This window comes from Ideonella sp. sgz306126 (assembly GCF_056032705.1).
Map to the genome: position 1 here is coordinate 323684 of NZ_JBVYWP010000001.1, position 17033 is coordinate 340716.

Below are 17033 nucleotides of genomic sequence, written 5' to 3' on the forward strand. Positions count from 1 at the left end.
GGGCCACCCGACAACACAGGGGCTGCGCGCAGATGCCCCGCGCGCAGCCCCCCAGATGGCTGGATGCAGTCGTCTTGCGAACCGCGATCCAAGCCCCTCCCTTGCAGATGGCTTTATACCGCGCCAGCGTCGTGCCGGCGGTCAGCACTCACCCACATTGACCCACATAACCGCAGGCGGTGCAGAAATCGCAACCGTCCTTGTGGATCATCGTGGCGTTGCCGCACTCCGGACAGGGCTTGCCCGCCATCGGCGCCACGGTGGCGGCGCCATCGGCCTTGGGCTTGGGGGCTTCGAGGATGCCCATTTCGCGCAGCGGGAAGCCTTGCTCGTCGAGCACGCCCAGCATCGCGTAGCGGTGGATGATCAGGCGCGCCACGTAGGCCACGGTGCTGGGCCAGATCTGCTGGCGCTTCTCGCCCGGCACGGGGGCCATGAAATGGCCCAGCGGCTCGCCGACGTTGAGCAGCTTGCGCAGCTTCATGCCGATCCAGGCCGGATCGATGACGCGCATGTCGAGCGACAGCAGGCGCGCCAAGCCGTCCAGTGCACGCGGGTAGTTGCCCGACAAGCCCAGTGCGCAGGGGCGGGTGACGTAGCCGGTCGGCGACTCGGTGCTGGCCAGCGCCACCTCCTTCAGCGTCAGCGTGAAGCTCTCCTGCGTCGCCGGGTTGTCGATGTCCACCGCCCAGGCCAGCGTGCCCGAGGTGGTGGTGCGCGGCTCGTCGCGGCTGAACATCGCGTCCATCACCGGCGACGGCCCGCCGTTCTGGAACGCCCCCAGTTGCTCGCAACGCCACAGGATCACGCTCGCGGTGGCCGCCACCACGCCGGGGAACAGGCGCTTCTCGCCGTGCGGCGGGAAGGGCATCTCGAACGAGCGCTCCTCGGCCACGGTGGCCAGCGCGTCGAGCTTGAGCTTGAGCCACTGCGGATCGTTGACGCGCATGTCCAGCGACAAGGTCTTGGCCAGCGCCCCCAGGCCACGCGGCTGCTCGGCGCCGTTGACCCAGACCTCGAAGGGCAGCGTGGTGCCGAACAGCCCGGTGCCGGGACCGGCCTCGGCCGGCAACTCGCCGACGAACAGCGCGAAGTCGCCGTGCGGGTGCTGGATCATGTAGCTCCAGGCCGGGTTGCCTCCCCGCATCTCGGGGCGGCCGGGCCAGCGCATGCTGGTCAGCACCGTGACCGGCAGCTTCTCGAGCTTGAGGCGCTGGTTCGCGCCGTCGGTGGTCAACGGCGCCGGCGCGGCCGCGCCGGCCGCCGCCGAAGGCTCGACGCTCAGCACCGAGCCCAGCACCGCGTTCGGGCGATAGGTGGCCAGGCCCTTCAGGCCGCTCTGCCAGGCGGTGAGGTACAGGTCCTGGAAATCGGCATAGGGATAGTCGGCCGGCACGTTGACGGTCTTGCTGATCGCCGTGTCGATGCACGGCGCCACGGCCGCGACCATCAACGCGTGGGCCTCGGCGCTCATCTCCAGCGCGGTGACGAAGGCCTCGGTCAGCGGCGCGTTCTCGCCCTTCAGGTGACGGTACAGGCGCCAGGCGTGGTCCTCGACCGCGTATTCCTTGAAGCTGCCGTCCGGCATGCGCTTCTTGCGCGTGTAGGTCCAGCTGAAGGCCGGCTCGATGCCGTTGCTGGCGTTGTCGGCGAAGGCCAGGCTGATGGTGCCGGTGGGGGCGATCGACAGCAGATGCGAGTTGCGCAGGCCGTGGGCGCGGATGCGGTCCTTGACACCCTGGGGCAGGCGCGAGGCGAAGTTGCCGCGCGACAAATACATGTCCGCATTGAACAGCGGGAAGGCCCCGCGCTCGGCGGCCAGATCGACGCTGGCGTTGTAGGCGGCGTCGCGCATGACCTCGCTGATGCGCTGCGCCATGTCGCGCGCCTGCAGCGTGTCATAGCGCAGGTTCAGCATCACCAGCGCATCGCCCAGCCCGGTGAAGCCCAGGCCGACGCGGCGCTTGTTGGCCGCTTCCTCACGCTGGCGCTCCAGCGGCCACACCGTCACGTCGAGCACGTTGTCCAGCATGCGCGTGGACACCTTCACCACTTCGGCGAACGCCAGCTCGTCGAAGCTCGCGCCCGCCTCGAACGGCTCGCAGACAAAGTGGGTCAGGTCGATCGAGCCCAGGCAGCAGCAGCCGTAAGGCGGCAAGGGCTGCTCGGCGCAAGGGTTGGTCGCGGCGATCGTCTCGCAGTAGCTCAGGTTGTTGTCCTGGTTGATGCGGTCCAGGAACAGCACACCCGGCTCGGCGTGGTCGTAGGTGGACCGCATGATCTGATCCCACAACGCGCTGGCGGCCAGCTTGCGGTAGACCCACAGGCCGTCCGCACGCTGATGCGCGCCCGCCGCCTTCTGCTTTTCGCCCGGCTCGGCGCGGTGCACCAGGTCCACGTCCGTGCCGGCCTGCACCGCCTTCATGAATTCATCGGTCACGCCGACCGAGATGTTGAAGTTGCGCAGGTCGCCCTGGTCCTTGGCGTGGATGAATTCCTCGATGTCGGGATGGTCGCAGCGCAGCACGCCCATCTGCGCGCCGCGCCGCGCGCCAGCCGATTCCACCGTCTCGCAAGAGCGGTCGAAGACCCGCATGTAGCTGATCGGCCCGGAGGCACTGGACTGCGTCGAGCCGACCCAGGCGCCCTGGGGCCGGATGCGGGAGAAGTCGTAGCCCACGCCGCCGCCGCGGCGCATGGTTTCAGCGGCTTCGGTCAGTGCCGTGTAGATGCCGGGGAAGCCCTCCTCGACGCTGGCGATCGAATCGCCCACCGGTTGCACGAAACAGTTGATCAGCGTGGCGGTCAAGTCGGTGCCGGCGGCGGAATTGATGCGCCCGGCCGGCACGAAGCCGCGCCGCTGGGCCTCGAGGAAGCGGGCCTCCCAGTGGGCCCGGTTCTCGGGGGTCTCCACTGCCGCCAGCGCACGGGCGACGCGAGCGCGCACTTCGTCGACCGATCTCTCCGTGCCTTTGGCGTACTTCTCGATCAGCACTTCCTCGCTGATGGCCTGGGCGGCAAGGGTCTCGCTTTGGGCGTTGATCAGGGAGGCTTGGCGGGGGGCGTTGCGGGTGCGGCTCATGACAGTGGCGGGCGATGGGGACTGTTGAAATTCACAGCGGGCGATCATCGCCCGAATCGACCCGCCGGGATAGCGGTTTTTTTTTCGCCAAGGCCTTTGCGGCAGGGTTCTTGACACGCCGCAAACGCGCGCTCAGGTGGCACGGGCCGTCACCTCAGAGGCACCATTCCCGCCCGCCCTCCGCGACCGGCGCCTCATGGCTGGCGACCACCCAGGCCGCATCGGCATCGCCGCAGACCTGCACCAGCCGGCGATGCAGATAGGCCTGCGACGCGGCATCGAGCGCGTTCAGCGGCTCGTCGAGCAGCCGCACGCGGGTGCCCGCGCACAAGGCGGCGGCCAGCCAGACCTTGCGCTGGGTACCGGTGGACAGCGCGGCGATCGGGCTGCCCAGGTGCGGCGCCAGCCCGAAGGCGTCGAGATGGGCGGCCAGCCCCGCGCCGTCGAACCGGGGGTACAGGCCCGCCAGGAATGCGAAGAACTCCGCCGGCCGCAGGTGGTCGAAGACGATCGCGCCCGGCCCGCACCAGAACACCTCGCGCTTCCAGGCCAGCGGGTCCGCCGCGGCGTCCAGGCGGACGCCATCGGCGCACTGCAGGACCAAGCGGCCGGTCAGCGGCGGCAACGCGCCGGCCAGCAGTTTCAGCAAGGTGGACTTGCCGCTGCCATTGGCGCCCCGCAGCCAGGTCAGCCCGGTGCCCAGTTCGGCCGACCAGCCGGTGAACACATGGCGCCGCGGCCAGGAAAAGCTCAGTTCCCGGATCTCCAACACAGCCCCCGTCATCGCATCACCTCCGACGCCAGCGCCAACAGCAGCACCAGGCTGATCCACCAGCGGCTCGCCGCTTCGCTGTCCCTGCCCGGCGCGGCCAGCACCCCGAGGGACGACAGCGCCACTGCGATGCCCCAGGCCAGCAGCACCGGTCCGCGGACCAGGCCCGCCGGAGCGGCGACGCACAAAGCGGCCGACAGCCCCAGCGCGCCGATGCCGAGAGGCGCCAGCAGCACGGCGCGCCGCCCCCGCTCGACGACGAGCGCACTCAGCGGCAACGTGGCCACGGCCGCCTCCAGCATCGGCACCAGGCCTTGCCGGCTCAGCGTGTTCAGGCGCGGCACCCAGGCCAGCGCCAGCAGGCTCCAGGCGGCCAACCACCACGGCAGCGCCGACGGTCGCCAGGCCACGCCGATGGCGCAGCCGACCAGCAGCGCAGAACAGGCCACCAGCCCGGCCCCCAGGCGCCGCGCCGGACCACGCCACAAAGGCCGCAGCAGCAACGGGGTGGACCAATGCGTGGGCTCCGCGCGCCCTCCTTCGCCGGTCCGCCACGCCGGCGCCCGGAAACGCGCCCTGCGGACGCGGCGCGCCTGTTGCAGGCCGAGCACGCCCAGGCTCAGCGTGGCGAGCTGGCTCAACCCCCACAGCAGCAGCACGCTCCAGCGCGCCGGCAGCAGCCAGGCCGGACGGTGCATCCACAGGCTCAGCGCCCCGGCGGACTGCAGGGCCAGCCACGGCAGCAGGCCGACCGCGGTGACCGCCACGTCGGCACGCCACCGATCCGACCGCGTCAGCGGCAGCGCCGCTTCGGCCTCGCGCCAGCGCTGCGGCCACAGCAGAGGCCGCAGCGCGCGCAGCAACGTGACGCCGACAAGGACTTGCAGGAGCCACACCGGCCCGGCCCAGGGCGACGCGGCCCCGTCACTGAGCGCACGCCACAGCGGCAACACCGTCCAGGCCGCCAGGCTGGCCGCCGCCATCGTCGCGCCGCTGCTGGCCCCGGCCCCGACCGCCAGCGCCGACAACGCGAAATAAGCGGCCCAGCGGCGCAGGAAGGCGCGCAGCGCCCGAGCGCACCAGCGCAGGCGCATCGCGGTGTAGGACAGGGTGGCCTGTGGGACGGGCGGCGTCACGGTACGTCTGGGGGAGTCATCCGGTGGCTGCTGCCGCACCGCGGCCAGGACCGGGCCCGGCAGGCGGCAGCGGGCGCAGTATCGCCGAGCCATTCGACCCGAAACCGGTGTCGCCCGGTGCGGACACGGCACCGGCGCCGGCCGCCACGCTCAGCCCGGCGGCGGCATCCAGCGGCGCAGCCAGGGCGCCAGCGCGCCGCGGCGGGTTTTGGCCAGCGCCAGCTCATGGCGGGCGATGCTGCGCAGGTGGACCTCGTCGGGACCATCGAGAAAGCGCAGCGCCCGGCCCCAGCTCCACAGACGCGCGAGCGGCGTGTCGGGCGTCAGGCCCATCGCGCCGAAGACCTGCATGGCGCGATCCAGCACCCGGGTCTGCATCTGCGCCGTGACCAGCTTCACCGCCGCCACGTCGTGGCGGGCCGCGGCGTTGCCGTCGCGGTCCATGCGCCAGGCGGCGTGCAGCACCAGCCAGCGGGCCTGGTCGATCTCGACCCGGCTGTGGGCGATCCAGTCCTGCACGTTCGAGAAATCGCCGATGCGGCCTCCGAAGGCATTGCGCTCCAGCGCCCGCTCGCACATCAACTCGAGTGCCAGCTCGCACTGGCCCAGGCTGCGCATCGCGTGATGCACCCGGCCCGGCCCCAGCCGGGCCTGCGCCATCGAAAAACCCGCGCCTTCGGCGCCCAGGCGCTGATGTGCCGGCACGCGTACGTTGCGGAACACCAGCTCGCAATGGCCTTCCAGCGCCTGGTGGTTCATCACCGGCGGATTGCGTTCGACGCTCACGCCGGGCGCGTCCATCGGCACCAGCAACAGCGAATGCCGCGCGTGCGACTCGGCCACCGGCGACGCATCGGACACGCCCATCACCACCGCCAGCCGGCACAGCGGGTGGGCCGCGCCGGTGATGAACCATTTGCGGCCGTTGAGCAGGTAGTCGTCGCCGTCGCGGACGATGCGCGTCATCAGCTGGGTCGGGTCCGACGACGCGGTATCGGGCTCGCTCATGGCGAAGCACGAGCGGATGCTCCCGTCCAGCAACGGATCCAGCCACTGCCGCACCTGCTCGGGCGAGGCGAACATCTGCAGCAACTCGATGTTGCCGCTGTCCGGCGCGTTGCAGTTGAAGACCTCGGCGCTCCACGGCACCCGGCCCATGATCTCGGCCAGCGGCGCGTAATCCAGATGGCTCATCCGGGTGCCAGGCTGATGCGGTGTCAGCGACGGCAGGAACAGGTTCCACAGGCCGGCCTCGCGGGCCTGCCGCTTGAGCCCTTCCATCAAGTCCAGCGGGAAGACGCCCGCGTCTTCCCAGCGGTGCCACTCGGGCAGGCTCGGCAGCACCAGGTCGTCCATGAAACGCCGCAGGCGCGCTTGCCCATCCTGGCTCCGTGCAGAGGCCTCGAAATCCATCGCCGCAGTCTGCTCCCAAACCGGGGCAGCAGCGAGGGGGCCCGCTCCGCCCCGCCGCACGAGGCTGATCTGGGTCAAGCCGGATCCGGGCTGTGGCGCTCGCGCACAGGGATGACGGCCCCGGCACAGTGCCCTCCGACCGACCGCGCCCGCGGCGTCGGTCACGAGGATTTTCAACTCGGCCAGCGTGATCGGGTCGCCACGGCGCGCCAGACCATGCACACTTAGGCCCTGTGACCCACCCCACCATCCCCATCCAAGCCCCGTCCTCGGCGCCGAACTGCGGCAGCTGCCACAGCCACGACGCCGGCGGGCCAGCCTGCCGTCCCGCGGGCATGTCGCCCTGCCTCGCTCCGTCGCTCAGCGGTCCGCCCGAGCAACTGCAGCAGGTGCTGGTCTCGCTGGCGCAGGCGCTGGCCCCGGCGACCGGCGACGGCGTGCCCGCGTCGACGCCGGTGAACTCGCTGGTGCGCGCGCTGCGGCTGGGCGATGGCGAAGCCGAGCTGCAGTTGGACATCACCCGCCATGGTTGCGGCATGCAGCTGGCCGACACGGCCTTCCAGACGCTGCGCCAGGTGCTGCCCGACACCGACATCTACGTCCGCTTCGCCGATTGAAACGCTGCGAACGGCAGCGCTAAGATCCGCGCCATCCCCCCCTGCCGCAGGTACCGTCATGCCCTCACCACTCGCCACCCTTCCCGCCGGCCTGATGCTGCTCTGCGCCGTGGCCCTGCCGGCGGCGGCCGAAAGTCTGGCGTCCTCGGCGTCCAGCCAGATCTCGGAATCGGTCGGCAGCCTGTCGAATTCGGTGCAGGGCTCCAGCAATGCCTCGTCGGGCGAGCGGCCGGTGGCCGAAGGGAACTATCGCGTCGTCGAACTGGCGACCGCGCCGGACCAGCCAGGCCAGTTGCGCCTGAGCCTGCAAGCCCAGGCCGCGACCGGGACCCGGCCGGGCGATGGGATGATCTACCTCGAACTGCCCCAGACGGTCGCCGTGCAGCAGCATCTGGCGGCGGGCCAGCTGATCACGGCCCACCTGCGGCCGTATGGCGTCGAGTTCGCGCAAGCCGACACCCAGCGCGCCTTCTACCTGCTGCTGGACGACGCCTCCCTGCGCGAACTGCCGAGCCACGCCGTCACCCTTTGACGCGGCCCGACGTCCCCCGGTGGAGCCGCCGCCCGGCTGGCCTGATGCTGGCCTGCATCACCGGGCTGAGCCTGGTCGGCAGCGCCCGAGCGGCCTCATTGGCCTTCTGCGACGGCCAGCCGACCCACGACGCGGTTCAGCAGGACCGTCTGCTGCGCTTCGCGGCTGTGATCCGCAGCGAGCTCGACGCCTCCGGCCAGCGCGTCGCGCTGCTCGCCCGATCCGGGCTGGACCTGCGACGTTTCGGTCTGCGCTACTCGCACACCGGGGTCAGCCTGCGCGACGGCGACCGCACGCCGTGGTCGGTGCGTCAGCTGTACTACGCCTGCGATGCGCACCAGTCTCGCCTCTACGACCAGGGCCTGGCCGGCTTCGTGCTCGGCGCCGACGACGCCGATCTGGGCTATGTGTGGGCGCTGCTGCTGCCTCCGGAGCCGGCTGCCGCGCTGGCGCAGACCGCGCTGGACACGCGCCAAGCACTGGCCTTGCTCGACCCGCGCTACAGCGCCAACGCCTACCCGTTCAGCCTGCGCTACCAGAACTGCAACCAGTGGACGGTCGAGCTGCTGGCTTGGGCCTGGGGCGCGGCGCCGGCCGCGGCGCGTGAGGACCTCGGCGCGCCAGCGAGTTCGTCCCGAGCCCTCGCCCAACACTGGTTGCAGGCGCATCGTTACCGACCCACCGACATCCACGCCGGCGCATGGCTGGGCCTGGGCGCCTTCATTCCCTGGGTGCACGCCGACGACCACCCGCCCGAGGATCTCGCCCAGGCCACCTACCGGGTCAGCATGCCGGCCAGTGTCCAGGCCTTCGTGCACGAGCGCTGGCCCGCCACGCAGCGCATCGAGTTCTGCCATGACCAGCGCCAGGTCGTGATCCACACCGGATGGACCCCGCTCGGTCCGGGTTGCCAGGCGAGTCCCGGCGACCGCGTGGTGAGCCTGCTCGACCCTCCGCTGCCCGCCGGCACGTCGGCCGCGCGCTGACCCGCGCAGGCCGTTCCGTCAGATCTTCGGCCAGGCGACGCCCACGCCGTTGCGGCCGGCCGATTTCACCTCGTACAGCGCGCGGTCGGCCCGCACCAGCACCTCGTCGATGCCGGCGTCACCGGCGCTCACCGCGCTGACGCCGATGCTGGCGGTGATCGCCAGGTCCCGCCCCTCGTGGTTCAGCACCGACAACTCCAACAGCGTCCGCAGCCGGCGCGCCAGCGCCAGCGCTTCGTCGATCTGGGTGTCCGGCAGCAGGATCACGAATTCCTCTCCGCCGCTGCGTGCCACCAGGTCGATCTGGCGGGCCTGCTGCTGCATCAAGGCCGTGACATGGCGCAGCATCGCGTCGCCGGCCGCGTGGCCCCACTGGTCGTTGATGCGCTTGAAATGGTCCAGGTCCACCGCCAGCACGCTGCAGCGGGCTTCCGGGTGGCGCCGGACGCGCTCCAGCGCCTGGGCCAGCTGGTGCATCAGGCTGCGCCGGTTGGCGAGGCCGGTCAGCTCGTCGGTGGTGGCCTGGCGCTGGAGTTCGCGGCTGAGCTGAACCCGGTCCGTCACGTCCTCGAAGCTGGTGTAGACTTGGTGCAGTTGGGCACCGCGATAGACCGGGGTGGCGCTGACGACGATCCACACCTGCCGGGTGCTGCCATCGTCGGCCGGGTCGCGCAGGTCGGTCACCACGCCCATCAGGATGTTGCGGATCTCCCGGCCGGTGCGCAGCGCGACCATCGCTGGATGCTGGTCGCCTGGCAGGTCGCTGCCGTCCTCGCGCACGGCCCGCCAGCGCGGGTCGAACGGGCTGCGCCCCTGCAACTGGTCCAGCGTCAGGTCCAGGATGCGCAGCGCCGCCGGATTGGCCGCGGTGATCCGCCCCGACATGTCGTGGTAGACCACGCCTTGCGGCACCGTCTCGAACAAGGTCCGGTAGGTTTCCTCGCGGTCCTGCAGCTCGGCCTCGATGCGCCGGCGTTCGGAGATGTCGCTGAGCACGCCGGTCCACACCACCTCGCCGTCCGTGCCGGGCTGGGGCTGCGCCTGGGCATGGACCCAGCGGATGTCGTCGGCCACGGTGCGGATGCGGAATTCATGCTCCCAGCGCTCGGTGCGCTCCACCGCCCGCCGCAGGCTGGCATCATGCGCCTCGCGGTCGGCGGGCGAGATCGCGGACCAGAGCGCCCGGTTGTCGGCGCAGCCCTGCTCGGGTTCGATGCCGTAGAGACGGCGCAGGCCGGGGCTCAGGTAGGTGAATCGCCAGGTCCGCGCCGGGTGAGTCACGAAGCGGAACAGCACGCCCGGCAGCGAAGCCGCCAGGTCGCGCATCAGCGCCTCGCTGGCCTGCATCGCCGCCTGGGCCTGCTTCAGCGGTGTGATGTCCATCACGTAGACCAAGCGCATGGGCCGCCCGGACAGACCCGGAACGCACACGGATTCCGTGATGACGCTGAGCGGCGCCCCATCGCGGCGCAGCACCTCCCATTCGCCCTTGAGTTCTCCGCCTCGTTCGAGGAAATCCCGGTGCCGGGCCAGCACCTGTTCGTGGAGGTCCGGCGCGAACACCATCGTGAAGCGCCGGCCCAGCATCTGCTCGCGATCCCAGCCGTACATCGCGCAGTAGGCCGGATTCACACTGACATAGCGTCCTTCGCCGTCGATCACCGCGATGCCGATGGGCGCGTGCTGCAGGAGTTGCTCGGGCAGACCGGTGCCGGCTTCGGCGCCAGGCGTCGCCAGTGTCGGCGACAAGTCCAGCCTGCCGACGCTGGGCGGCTTCCGCGCTCGGGCCATGCAAACAACTCCCTCCGGCCAGCCGGCGTGCTGCAAGAGCCATGATTCTGAGGGCGTGCGCGCCGAAACGCGAGCCCTCGTGCTGCGCGCCCCCTCACTGCACCGACAATGCCCTTCTCGCCACCGCAACAAGGAGACGGCCATGGCCAAGGGTGAACAACGCAGCAACAAGGAAGCCAAGAAGCCCAAGAAGGACAGCTCGCCGGGCAAGCCGGTCTCGCCCGGCGCCGTCACCCCCACTATCACCACCGTGGTGCCGGACCGCAGCAAGAAGAAAAAGTGAACCTGCGGCGGGTGGCTGGGCCGCCGCCGCGCGATCAGACCCAGCGGGCGATGTCGTCCACCGCGGGGCGCAGCCCGATCGGTTTGCCGTTGCGCACCGTGCCCAGGGTGACGAAGCACACCGCCTGTTCCCCGTCGGCGATGCCGAACGCCTCGCGAAGCACCGGACTCGACAGCGCGCGACCGCTGGACAGGCCGCTGCCCCAGCCGCGCGCGCGGGCCGCCAGCAGCAGGTTCTGAATCGCGCAGCCCAGCGAGATCAGCCGCTCGACCGCGGGCACCTCGGGATCCTCGGCCCGCAGATCGGCCACTGCCAGCAGCAGCACCGGGCCGCGCAAGGCCTTGGCCCGCGCGTCCGCCAGTTGCTCGGGGCGGGCCTGCCCGTCGCGCGCCAGCAAGGCCTGGGCAAACACCTCCGACAGCCGGTTGCGGGCCTCGGGCCCCAGCACCAGGAATCGCCAGGGCCTCAGCCGGCCGTGGTCGGGCGCCGCCGCAGCGGCCGCGAACAGCTCGCGCAGGGCCGCCTCGTCCGGGCCGGGCGCGACCAAGTGCTTGGGGCCGACGTGCTGACGCGTGTGGATCAGCGCGTCGCAGACCTCGATCAACTGGCGGGTTTCTGCATCCATCGTCGAGCATCTCCGGGATGGGAATGGACCGGCGGCGCGGGCACGCCGCGCCCCTCGCAGGTCGAACCTGCCTGCACAGTGTCGCAGCAAGCCCGGCGAGACCGGCCCGGCATGCGGAACCGGCGGCCGTCGCGGCGCTCCGATATGCTGCGGATCCCCGCAACCCCTTCGATGCCTGAGAAACGATGCGCCTGCTGCTGGTGGAAGACGACCGCATGATCGGCGAGAGCCTGCGCGCCGCGCTGCGCCCGGAGGGCTTTGCGGTGGATTGGGTGCGCGACGTGGCGGCGGCCCGCGCCGCACTGGCCACCGAACGCTTCGACCTGGTGCTGCTCGATCTCGGCCTGCCGCCAGGCGGCCCGGCGGGAGCGTCCAGCGCCGCGCCCGTCGGATCGGACGGCCTGGCCGTGCTGACCGAGTTGCGCCAGCGCGGCAATGCCACCGCCGTGATCGTGCTGACCGCCCGCGACGGACCCGGAGACCGCGTGCGCGGACTCGACACTGGCGCCGACGATTACCTGGTCAAGCCCTTCGAGTTCGACGAGCTGATGGCCCGTATCCGCGCGGTGCTGCGGCGCCATGGCGGACGCGCCCAGCCGGTGCTCCAGCACGGTCCGCTGACCCTGGATCCCGCCACCCGCCAAGTGAGCCTGGCCGGTGCGCCGGTGCTGCTGTCGGCGCGGGAATTCGCCGTGCTGGAGGCCTTGATGCAACGCCCCGGCGCGCTGCTGTCGCGCGCCCAGCTCGAAGACCGGCTCTATGGCTGGGGCGAGGAGATCGAGAGCAACGCGGTCTCGGTCTACGTGCACCAGTTGCGCCGCAAGCTGGGTGCCGAGCTGATCGGCAACGTACGCGGCGTCGGCTACTTCCTGACCGGTCCTGCGCCGGCCGGCGCATGAACTCGATCCGGCTGCGCCTGCTGCTGTCCTTGCTGGCCGTGCTCGCGCTGGCCGCCGCGGCCATGGGCACACTGACCTACCGTGCGGTGCTCGGCGAGACCGAGGCACTGTTCGACTACCAGTTGCGGCAGATGGCTTTGTCGCTGCGCGACCAGGGGGCGATCGATCCGGCCCAGGCGGGCGCGCTGTCCGACGAACAGCTCGACTTCGTGGTGCAGATCTGGTCGGTGGACGGCCGCGCGATCTACGCCACCCGGCCGCACGCCGAGCTGCCCAGCCGCGCGCTGCTGGGACTGGCCGACGAGGAGGTGGCCGGACAACCCTGGCGCAGCTTCGCCGTGATGGCCGGCGACCGGGTGATCCAGGTCGCCCAGCCCGAACAGATCCGCCGCAACCTGGCGGCCCGCGCCGCATTGCGCAGCGTGGCGCCGCTGGCCTGGCTGGCCCTGCCGCTGGCCGCCCTGGTGTGGTGGCTGGTGAACTGGATGCTGCAGCCGCTGCGACGGGTGGCGGGCGAGGTGCGGGCGCGCGATGCGACCACGTTGACGCCCCTGCCGCTCGCCGGTCTGCCGGACGAAGTGGCGCCGCTGGTGGCCGCGCTGAACGCGCTGCTGCAGCGCCTGGGCGCGACCCTGGCCGCGCAACGCGGCTTCGTGGCCGATGCCGCCCATGAGCTGCGTTCGCCGCTGACCGCGCTGAAGCTGCAATTGCAGGCGCTGCAGACCGCGCCGGCCGAGGAGGACCGCAGCCAGGCGCTCGCCACCTTGGCGGCAGGGGTCGACCGCGCGGCGCGGCTGGTCGAGCAGTTGCTGGCACTGGCCCGCAGCGAAGACGGTGCCCCGGCGGCGGACCTTCAGGTGCTGGACCTGTCCGAACTGGCGCGCGAGGTGCTGGCGGAGCTGTGGCCGCTGGCCCAGGCGCGCCGGATCGAACTGGCGCTGGACGGCGCCGACCGACTGCCGCTGCGCGGTGAGCGCGCCGGCCTGTGGGCGCTGCTGCGCAACTTGGTCGACAACGCCGTGCGCTACACACCGGTCGGCGGCCGGGTGCACCTGCACGTGGGTGATGAAGACGGCAGCCCCTGCCTGCGTGTCGACGACAGCGGGCCGGGCATTCCCGCGGCCGAGCGCGAGCGCGTGTTCGACCGCTTCTACCGCCGCCACAGCGGCAACGGCGATGGCAGCGGGCTGGGCCTGGCCATCGTGCAGGCCGTGGCCCGGCGCCACGGTGCCGAGATGACGCTGGGCGACTCGCCGCTGGGCGGGCTGCGGGCGACGGTGCGCTTCGCCTCGGCAAGCGGTGACGCCCCCGCGCCCGCCGCGCTGCCCGCACCTTAACCTTCGCTTCATCCTCGCCTCACCCGCGCCTCATCCGCCGGACCTACCGTGGCGGCCATGCGATGCGGAAGGGTCCGCATCGCTCGCCACTTCGAAAGGACGCACGATGAAGCCCTCCACCTTCTCGACCCTGGCCATTGCCGGCGGTGTCGCTGTCGCCAGCCTGGCGGGCGCCAACGCCAACGCCTTCAACCTGCCGCATCTGTTCGGCAGCAGCGCCTCGCAACCCGCCGCCACGGCGCCGGTGGTCACGCCGCCGCCGGTGCCGCCGCTGCCCGCCGGGGCGGAACCGAACTACCGCGCCATCGTCAAGCAGGCCGGCCCGGCGGTGGTCGGCGTGATGGTGGCCGGCATGCACAAGCTGACCCCCGAAGAACAGCAGCAGCAAGCCCCCGATTTCCAGAACGACCCGTTCTTCCAGTTCTTCCGCGGCATGCCCGGCTTCCAGCAGCGCCAGCGCGGCGGCCCGGCGCCGCAGGTACCGTTCCGCGGCCAGGGATCGGGCTTCATCATCAGCCCCGATGGCCTGATCCTCACCAATGCCCACGTGGTGCGCGACGCCAAGGAAGTGACCGTCAAGCTCAGCGACCGGCGCGAATTCACCGCCAAGGTGCTGGGGTCGGACCCGACCACCGACATCGCGGTGCTGAAGATCGCGGCCAAGGGCCTGCCCGTGGTCCGCCTGGGCGACCCGCGTCAACTGGAAGTCGGCGACCGTGTGCTGGCCATCGGCGCGCCCTACGGGCTGGCGCAGACCGCCACCCAGGGCATCGTCAGCGCCAAGGGCCGCTCGCTGCCGGGCGACACGGTGGTGCCGTTCATCCAGACCGATGCCGCGGTGAACCCCGGCAACTCGGGCGGCCCGCTGTTCGACGGCAGCGGCGGCGTGGTCGGCATCAACGCGCAGATCTACACCGAGAGCGGCGGCTTCCAGGGACTGAGTTTCGCCATCCCGATCGACGTGGCCCTGAAGGTGAAGAACCAGATCGTCGCCACCGGTTCGGCCCGCCACGGCCGGCTGGGCGTGATGGTGCAGGACGTCAACCAGGCGCTGGCCGAATCCTTCGGCATGCCCAGGCCGGACGGTGCGCTGGTGGCCAAGGTCGAGAAAGGCAGTGCCGCGGCCAAGGCGGGCCTGAAGCCGGGTGACGTGATCACCGCGGTCAACGGCGAAAAAGTGGTGCAGGCGGGCTCCTTGTCCAGCCTGGTCAGCATGGCAGCGCCGGGTGAATCGGTGCAGCTCAAGGTCTGGCGCGACCGCGGCGAACACACGATGGAAGCCAAGCTGGGCAGCGCCACCAGCGAAGACACCGCCACCGCCTCGAGCGCCGGCGGTGACAGCGGCGCCAAGCTGGGCCTGGCACTGCGTCCGCTGGATCGCAATGAACGCCAGCAAGCGGGCGTCGAAGAAGGCCTGCTGGTGCAGGACGTCGGCGGTGCCGCCGAGCGCGCCGGCATCCAGAACGGCGACATCCTGCTGGCGATCAACGGCATGCCGGTGCATTCGGTGGAGCAGGTGCGCGAGATGCTGAAGAAGCATCCGCAGCAGGTGGCGTTGCTGGTCAAGCGCGACGGCGACACCATCTTCATCCCGGTCCCGCTGGGGTGATCGGCACCCTCGGCACAGCCGGTTGAAAGGGCCGTGCGCTGCTGCGCACGGCCCTTCTTCTTTCGTCTGATCGGCCTGCGCTGCAGTTCGTCCGCAGACGAAGGCGCTTGGTCGCAAGGCCGTGGCGGCGGTGTCGCCGGCTGCCTAGAGTTCGCTCCATCGGCCCGCCGGGCCTGCCCCGCCAACCAGGAGCGCACCATGTCCCACACCGCACAAACCACCGCCTTCGCCGCCTCTTCCACCACCGCCCGCCGCAGCTTTTTCGCACTGGCCGTCGTCGTCAGCGTCGGTCTGCTGAGCGGCATCGGCCACCTGGCCGACCGGCAATACGACAGCGTGCTGATGGCCCAAAGCCGTCAGGCCCCCGATCAAGCAGCCACGCGGGTGGTGCAGGTGCGGGGTGCAGCGCGCCCCGACGCTTGAACGTCAACGCCGTCAACTCGGCTTGTACTTCGTCTCGCCAAAGTAGATCGTCCGCCAGTCGCTCAGGCGGCTGGCGTCGTAATCGAAGCCCGCGATGGAATCGTGCGCGAATCGATCGAAGAAATCCTGCACCGCAGCCGGAAGCGGCATGGGGTTGTCCCAGGCTGCTTTGATGGTTCTTTCGCGCAGCGTCAAGGTCATGCCGAAGCGGAACCGGGTCTGGATGTTCAACACATCTTCGCGGTACTTTTCGTTTTCCTTCTCCAGCTGGAACCATTCCTTCGGCGCAGTGGGCGCACCGTCCTTCTGCTGTTCCTGAAGTCGCAACGCTGCCGGAGACTGATCGCCTTGGATCACACGTTGCTTGAGCCAGCGATGGAACAACTCCATGTGCGCAGCCTGCACGACTTCCATCGGACCCGTCTTGGTGGGCACGTTTTCCAGGTAGGCGTTGAAGGCGCCGCGCAAAGCAGGATCATCTGCACTGAAGTCATCCTGGACCTCTGGGTCAAGGCTTTTGATCGGCTTGAACAGCACCCCGGCCGAGAAGGCCAAGTCGAACATTTCATTGAGGGCAAAGTGAGAGATGCTGTTCTCGCGCCCCTGCTCCCCGGGTCGATAGCCGCCGCCGACATCGGAGTGCATGCCTGGGTACCAGACTTCGATGGCGTTGTCGGGGTACTCCGCGCCCTGGCGCGTTGAATCGAGCGGGAAGCGAATACGCGCCTCGTGGGCGGCATTCATGTGGACCGATTGCTCGACCATCGCCGGCAACGCCATGCCTTTGGCCCAGCCGTTGTGGCCACCTTCCGTGGTCCAGACGGCAGACCAGAGACTCTCGTAGGCGGAACAAACCGTGTCGAACAGGCCGGCAAACGCCACCCGCAGCGGAGTCCCCTGGTACTCGTAGGCGCCATCCACCGCCACGCACTTCGCCGCCAGGTCCCGCATGAAGGCACGCGCCTGGGCAGCTCCTCGGGAAAAGCCAAACACCGTCACGTCGATCAGCAGGAGCTTCTGCTGCGAAGGCACCTTCTTGATCTCGGCGTCCAGCAATTCCAGAGCCTTGTCAATGCGCTGGTCCGCTCCCTTGCCGATTGCCGTACCCACCAGGCCGCCGGTGTCGCCGATTTCGGGATAGGGCGTGCCGACACCTGGGATATAGATCGGCCGAATATTTTCGTCACCTTCCTTGAAAGCACCAAACAGCTTGGCGATGTTGGACAAGGCCCGCTGAGTCGCATCTTTTGCCATCTCTTGGCTGCGATTGTTCCCCGTGCCATCAAAGAAGACGCTGACGTGCAGCACCTTGGTGCACTGACACATCGCTTCGTCCTTGCTGGGCACAGTGACACCCAGTGCCAACTGACGTTGTTCGCGCTCCTTGGCACTCAGTTGCCGGACTCCCGGCGCTCGGCGCGCCGTCTGGGCGGCCCGGCCACCCGGCACGGGGTCTTGCAGCCCTGCTGCGGGATCCGTCTGATTGGCGATGTAAGTCGGGTCCTGGTTGATGTTGGCCATGACATCC

General features: G+C 70.2%; 15 protein-coding genes. 8 read left to right on the forward strand and 7 right to left on the reverse strand.

Features of this window, described 5'->3' with window-relative positions; genetic code table 11:
* Positions 1 to 148: 148 nt before the first annotated feature.
* The 4 genes from AC0N04_RS01500 to AC0N04_RS01515 all read right to left on the reverse strand — a co-directional run bounded on the left by AC0N04_RS01500 (position 149) and on the right by AC0N04_RS01515 (position 6403).
* A complete protein-coding gene (locus tag AC0N04_RS01500) occupies positions 149 to 3082 on the reverse strand; it encodes an adenosylcobalamin-dependent ribonucleoside-diphosphate reductase (RefSeq protein WP_474277899.1) in 2934 nt (977 codons plus the stop codon).
* Positions 3083 to 3236: 154 nt separating this feature from the next.
* On the reverse strand, positions 3237 to 3866 hold the full coding sequence (locus AC0N04_RS01505; RefSeq protein ID WP_474277901.1) for an ABC transporter ATP-binding protein: 630 nt from the start codon (positions 3864 to 3866) through the stop codon (positions 3237 to 3239).
* The gene (locus AC0N04_RS01510) at positions 3863 to 4990 is read right to left on the reverse strand and encodes a hypothetical protein (RefSeq protein WP_474277903.1); all 1128 of its coding nucleotides are present in this window, start codon (positions 4988 to 4990) and stop codon (positions 3863 to 3865) included. Before AC0N04_RS01510 ends, AC0N04_RS01505 begins: the two co-directional genes overlap by 4 nt.
* 150 nt (positions 4991 to 5140) lie before the next feature.
* On the reverse strand, positions 5141 to 6403 hold the full coding sequence (locus tag AC0N04_RS01515) for an acyl-CoA dehydrogenase family protein (RefSeq protein ID WP_474277905.1): 1263 nt from the start codon (positions 6401 to 6403) through the stop codon (positions 5141 to 5143).
* Between the two features lie 335 nt (positions 6404 to 6738).
* Between AC0N04_RS01515 and AC0N04_RS01520 the strand changes: the two genes are divergently transcribed.
* From AC0N04_RS01520 to AC0N04_RS01530, 3 genes are read left to right on the forward strand one after another with little or no spacing between them, the layout of a single operon-like run.
* Positions 6739 to 7020, forward strand: coding sequence for an iron-sulfur cluster assembly protein (locus tag AC0N04_RS01520; RefSeq protein ID WP_474277907.1), 282 nt, complete (start codon positions 6739 to 6741; stop codon positions 7018 to 7020).
* Positions 7021 to 7078: 58 nt separating this feature from the next.
* The gene (locus tag AC0N04_RS01525) at positions 7079 to 7552 is read left to right on the forward strand and encodes a hypothetical protein (RefSeq protein WP_474277909.1); all 474 of its coding nucleotides are present in this window, start codon (positions 7079 to 7081) and stop codon (positions 7550 to 7552) included.
* 44 nt (positions 7553 to 7596) lie between these two features.
* On the forward strand, positions 7597 to 8538 hold the full coding sequence (locus AC0N04_RS01530; protein ID WP_474277911.1) for a DUF2145 domain-containing protein: 942 nt from the start codon (positions 7597 to 7599) through the stop codon (positions 8536 to 8538).
* A gap of 18 nt (positions 8539 to 8556) precedes the next feature.
* Here AC0N04_RS01530 and AC0N04_RS01535 read toward each other — a convergent pair whose 3' ends face one another.
* Positions 8557 to 10329, reverse strand: coding sequence for a GGDEF domain-containing protein (locus AC0N04_RS01535; RefSeq protein WP_474277913.1), 1773 nt, complete (start codon positions 10327 to 10329; stop codon positions 8557 to 8559).
* Between the two features lie 142 nt (positions 10330 to 10471).
* Here AC0N04_RS01535 and AC0N04_RS01540 point away from each other — a divergent pair, with 142 nt between their 5' ends.
* A complete protein-coding gene (locus AC0N04_RS01540; RefSeq protein WP_474277915.1) occupies positions 10472 to 10612 on the forward strand; it encodes a hypothetical protein in 141 nt (46 codons plus the stop codon).
* Between the two features lie 34 nt (positions 10613 to 10646).
* Here the strand turns inward: AC0N04_RS01540 and AC0N04_RS01545 are convergent, their stop codons facing one another.
* Positions 10647 to 11237, reverse strand: coding sequence for a nitroreductase family protein (locus tag AC0N04_RS01545; protein WP_474277917.1), 591 nt, complete (start codon positions 11235 to 11237; stop codon positions 10647 to 10649).
* Between the two features lie 185 nt (positions 11238 to 11422).
* Between AC0N04_RS01545 and AC0N04_RS01550 the strand changes: the two genes are divergently transcribed.
* The 4 genes from AC0N04_RS01550 (at position 11423) to AC0N04_RS01565 (ending at position 15505) form a co-directional block, all read left to right on the forward strand.
* Complete coding sequence (locus AC0N04_RS01550) at positions 11423 to 12136, forward strand: response regulator (RefSeq protein WP_474277919.1); 714 nt, start codon at positions 11423 to 11425, stop codon at positions 12134 to 12136.
* Positions 12133 to 13473 (forward strand): ATP-binding protein, encoded by a 1341-nt coding sequence (locus AC0N04_RS01555; RefSeq protein WP_474277921.1) that lies wholly within the window; start codon positions 12133 to 12135, stop codon positions 13471 to 13473. The genes AC0N04_RS01550 and AC0N04_RS01555 overlap by 4 nt, the downstream gene beginning before the upstream one ends.
* Positions 13474 to 13579: 106 nt before the next feature.
* The gene (locus tag AC0N04_RS01560) at positions 13580 to 15082 is read left to right on the forward strand and encodes a Do family serine endopeptidase (RefSeq protein WP_474277923.1); all 1503 of its coding nucleotides are present in this window, start codon (positions 13580 to 13582) and stop codon (positions 15080 to 15082) included.
* Between the two features lie 198 nt (positions 15083 to 15280).
* A complete protein-coding gene (locus AC0N04_RS01565) occupies positions 15281 to 15505 on the forward strand; it encodes a hypothetical protein (RefSeq protein ID WP_474277925.1) in 225 nt (74 codons plus the stop codon).
* A 12-nt stretch (positions 15506 to 15517) separates the two neighbouring features.
* Here the strand turns inward: AC0N04_RS01565 and AC0N04_RS01570 are convergent, their stop codons facing one another.
* On the reverse strand, positions 15518 to 17026 hold the full coding sequence (locus tag AC0N04_RS01570; protein ID WP_474277927.1) for a phospholipase effector Tle1 domain-containing protein: 1509 nt from the start codon (positions 17024 to 17026) through the stop codon (positions 15518 to 15520).
* Positions 17027 to 17033: the final 7 nt, after the last annotated feature.

What these genes read in the sequence shown, in the direction of transcription:
- AC0N04_RS01520 (WP_474277907.1), top strand. Translation starts at nt 6,739, where the DNA reads ATGTCGCCCTGCCTCGCTCCGTCGCTCAGCGGTCCGCCCGAGCAACTG.
- AC0N04_RS01545 (WP_474277917.1), bottom strand. Translation starts at nt 11,237, where the DNA reads ATGGATGCAGAAACCCGCCAGTTGATCGAGGTCTGCGACGCGCTGATC.
- AC0N04_RS01525 (WP_474277909.1), top strand. Translation starts at nt 7,079, where the DNA reads ATGCCCTCACCACTCGCCACCCTTCCCGCCGGCCTGATGCTGCTCTGC.
- AC0N04_RS01555 (WP_474277921.1), top strand. Translation starts at nt 12,133, where the DNA reads ATGAACTCGATCCGGCTGCGCCTGCTGCTGTCCTTGCTGGCCGTGCTC.
- AC0N04_RS01550 (WP_474277919.1), top strand. Translation starts at nt 11,423, where the DNA reads ATGCGCCTGCTGCTGGTGGAAGACGACCGCATGATCGGCGAGAGCCTG.
- AC0N04_RS01530 (WP_474277911.1), top strand. Translation starts at nt 7,597, where the DNA reads ATGCTGGCCTGCATCACCGGGCTGAGCCTGGTCGGCAGCGCCCGAGCG.
- AC0N04_RS01540 (WP_474277915.1), top strand. Translation starts at nt 10,472, where the DNA reads ATGGCCAAGGGTGAACAACGCAGCAACAAGGAAGCCAAGAAGCCCAAG.
- AC0N04_RS01565 (WP_474277925.1), top strand. Translation starts at nt 15,281, where the DNA reads ATGTCCCACACCGCACAAACCACCGCCTTCGCCGCCTCTTCCACCACC.
- AC0N04_RS01500 (WP_474277899.1), bottom strand. Translation starts at nt 3,082, where the DNA reads ATGAGCCGCACCCGCAACGCCCCCCGCCAAGCCTCCCTGATCAACGCC.
- AC0N04_RS01570 (WP_474277927.1), bottom strand. Translation starts at nt 17,026, where the DNA reads ATGGCCAACATCAACCAGGACCCGACTTACATCGCCAATCAGACGGAT.
- AC0N04_RS01560 (WP_474277923.1), top strand. Translation starts at nt 13,580, where the DNA reads ATGAAGCCCTCCACCTTCTCGACCCTGGCCATTGCCGGCGGTGTCGCT.
- AC0N04_RS01535 (WP_474277913.1), bottom strand. Translation starts at nt 10,329, where the DNA reads ATGGCCCGAGCGCGGAAGCCGCCCAGCGTCGGCAGGCTGGACTTGTCG.
- AC0N04_RS01505 (WP_474277901.1), bottom strand. Translation starts at nt 3,866, where the DNA reads ATGACGGGGGCTGTGTTGGAGATCCGGGAACTGAGCTTTTCCTGGCCG.
- AC0N04_RS01515 (WP_474277905.1), bottom strand. Translation starts at nt 6,403, where the DNA reads ATGGATTTCGAGGCCTCTGCACGGAGCCAGGATGGGCAAGCGCGCCTG.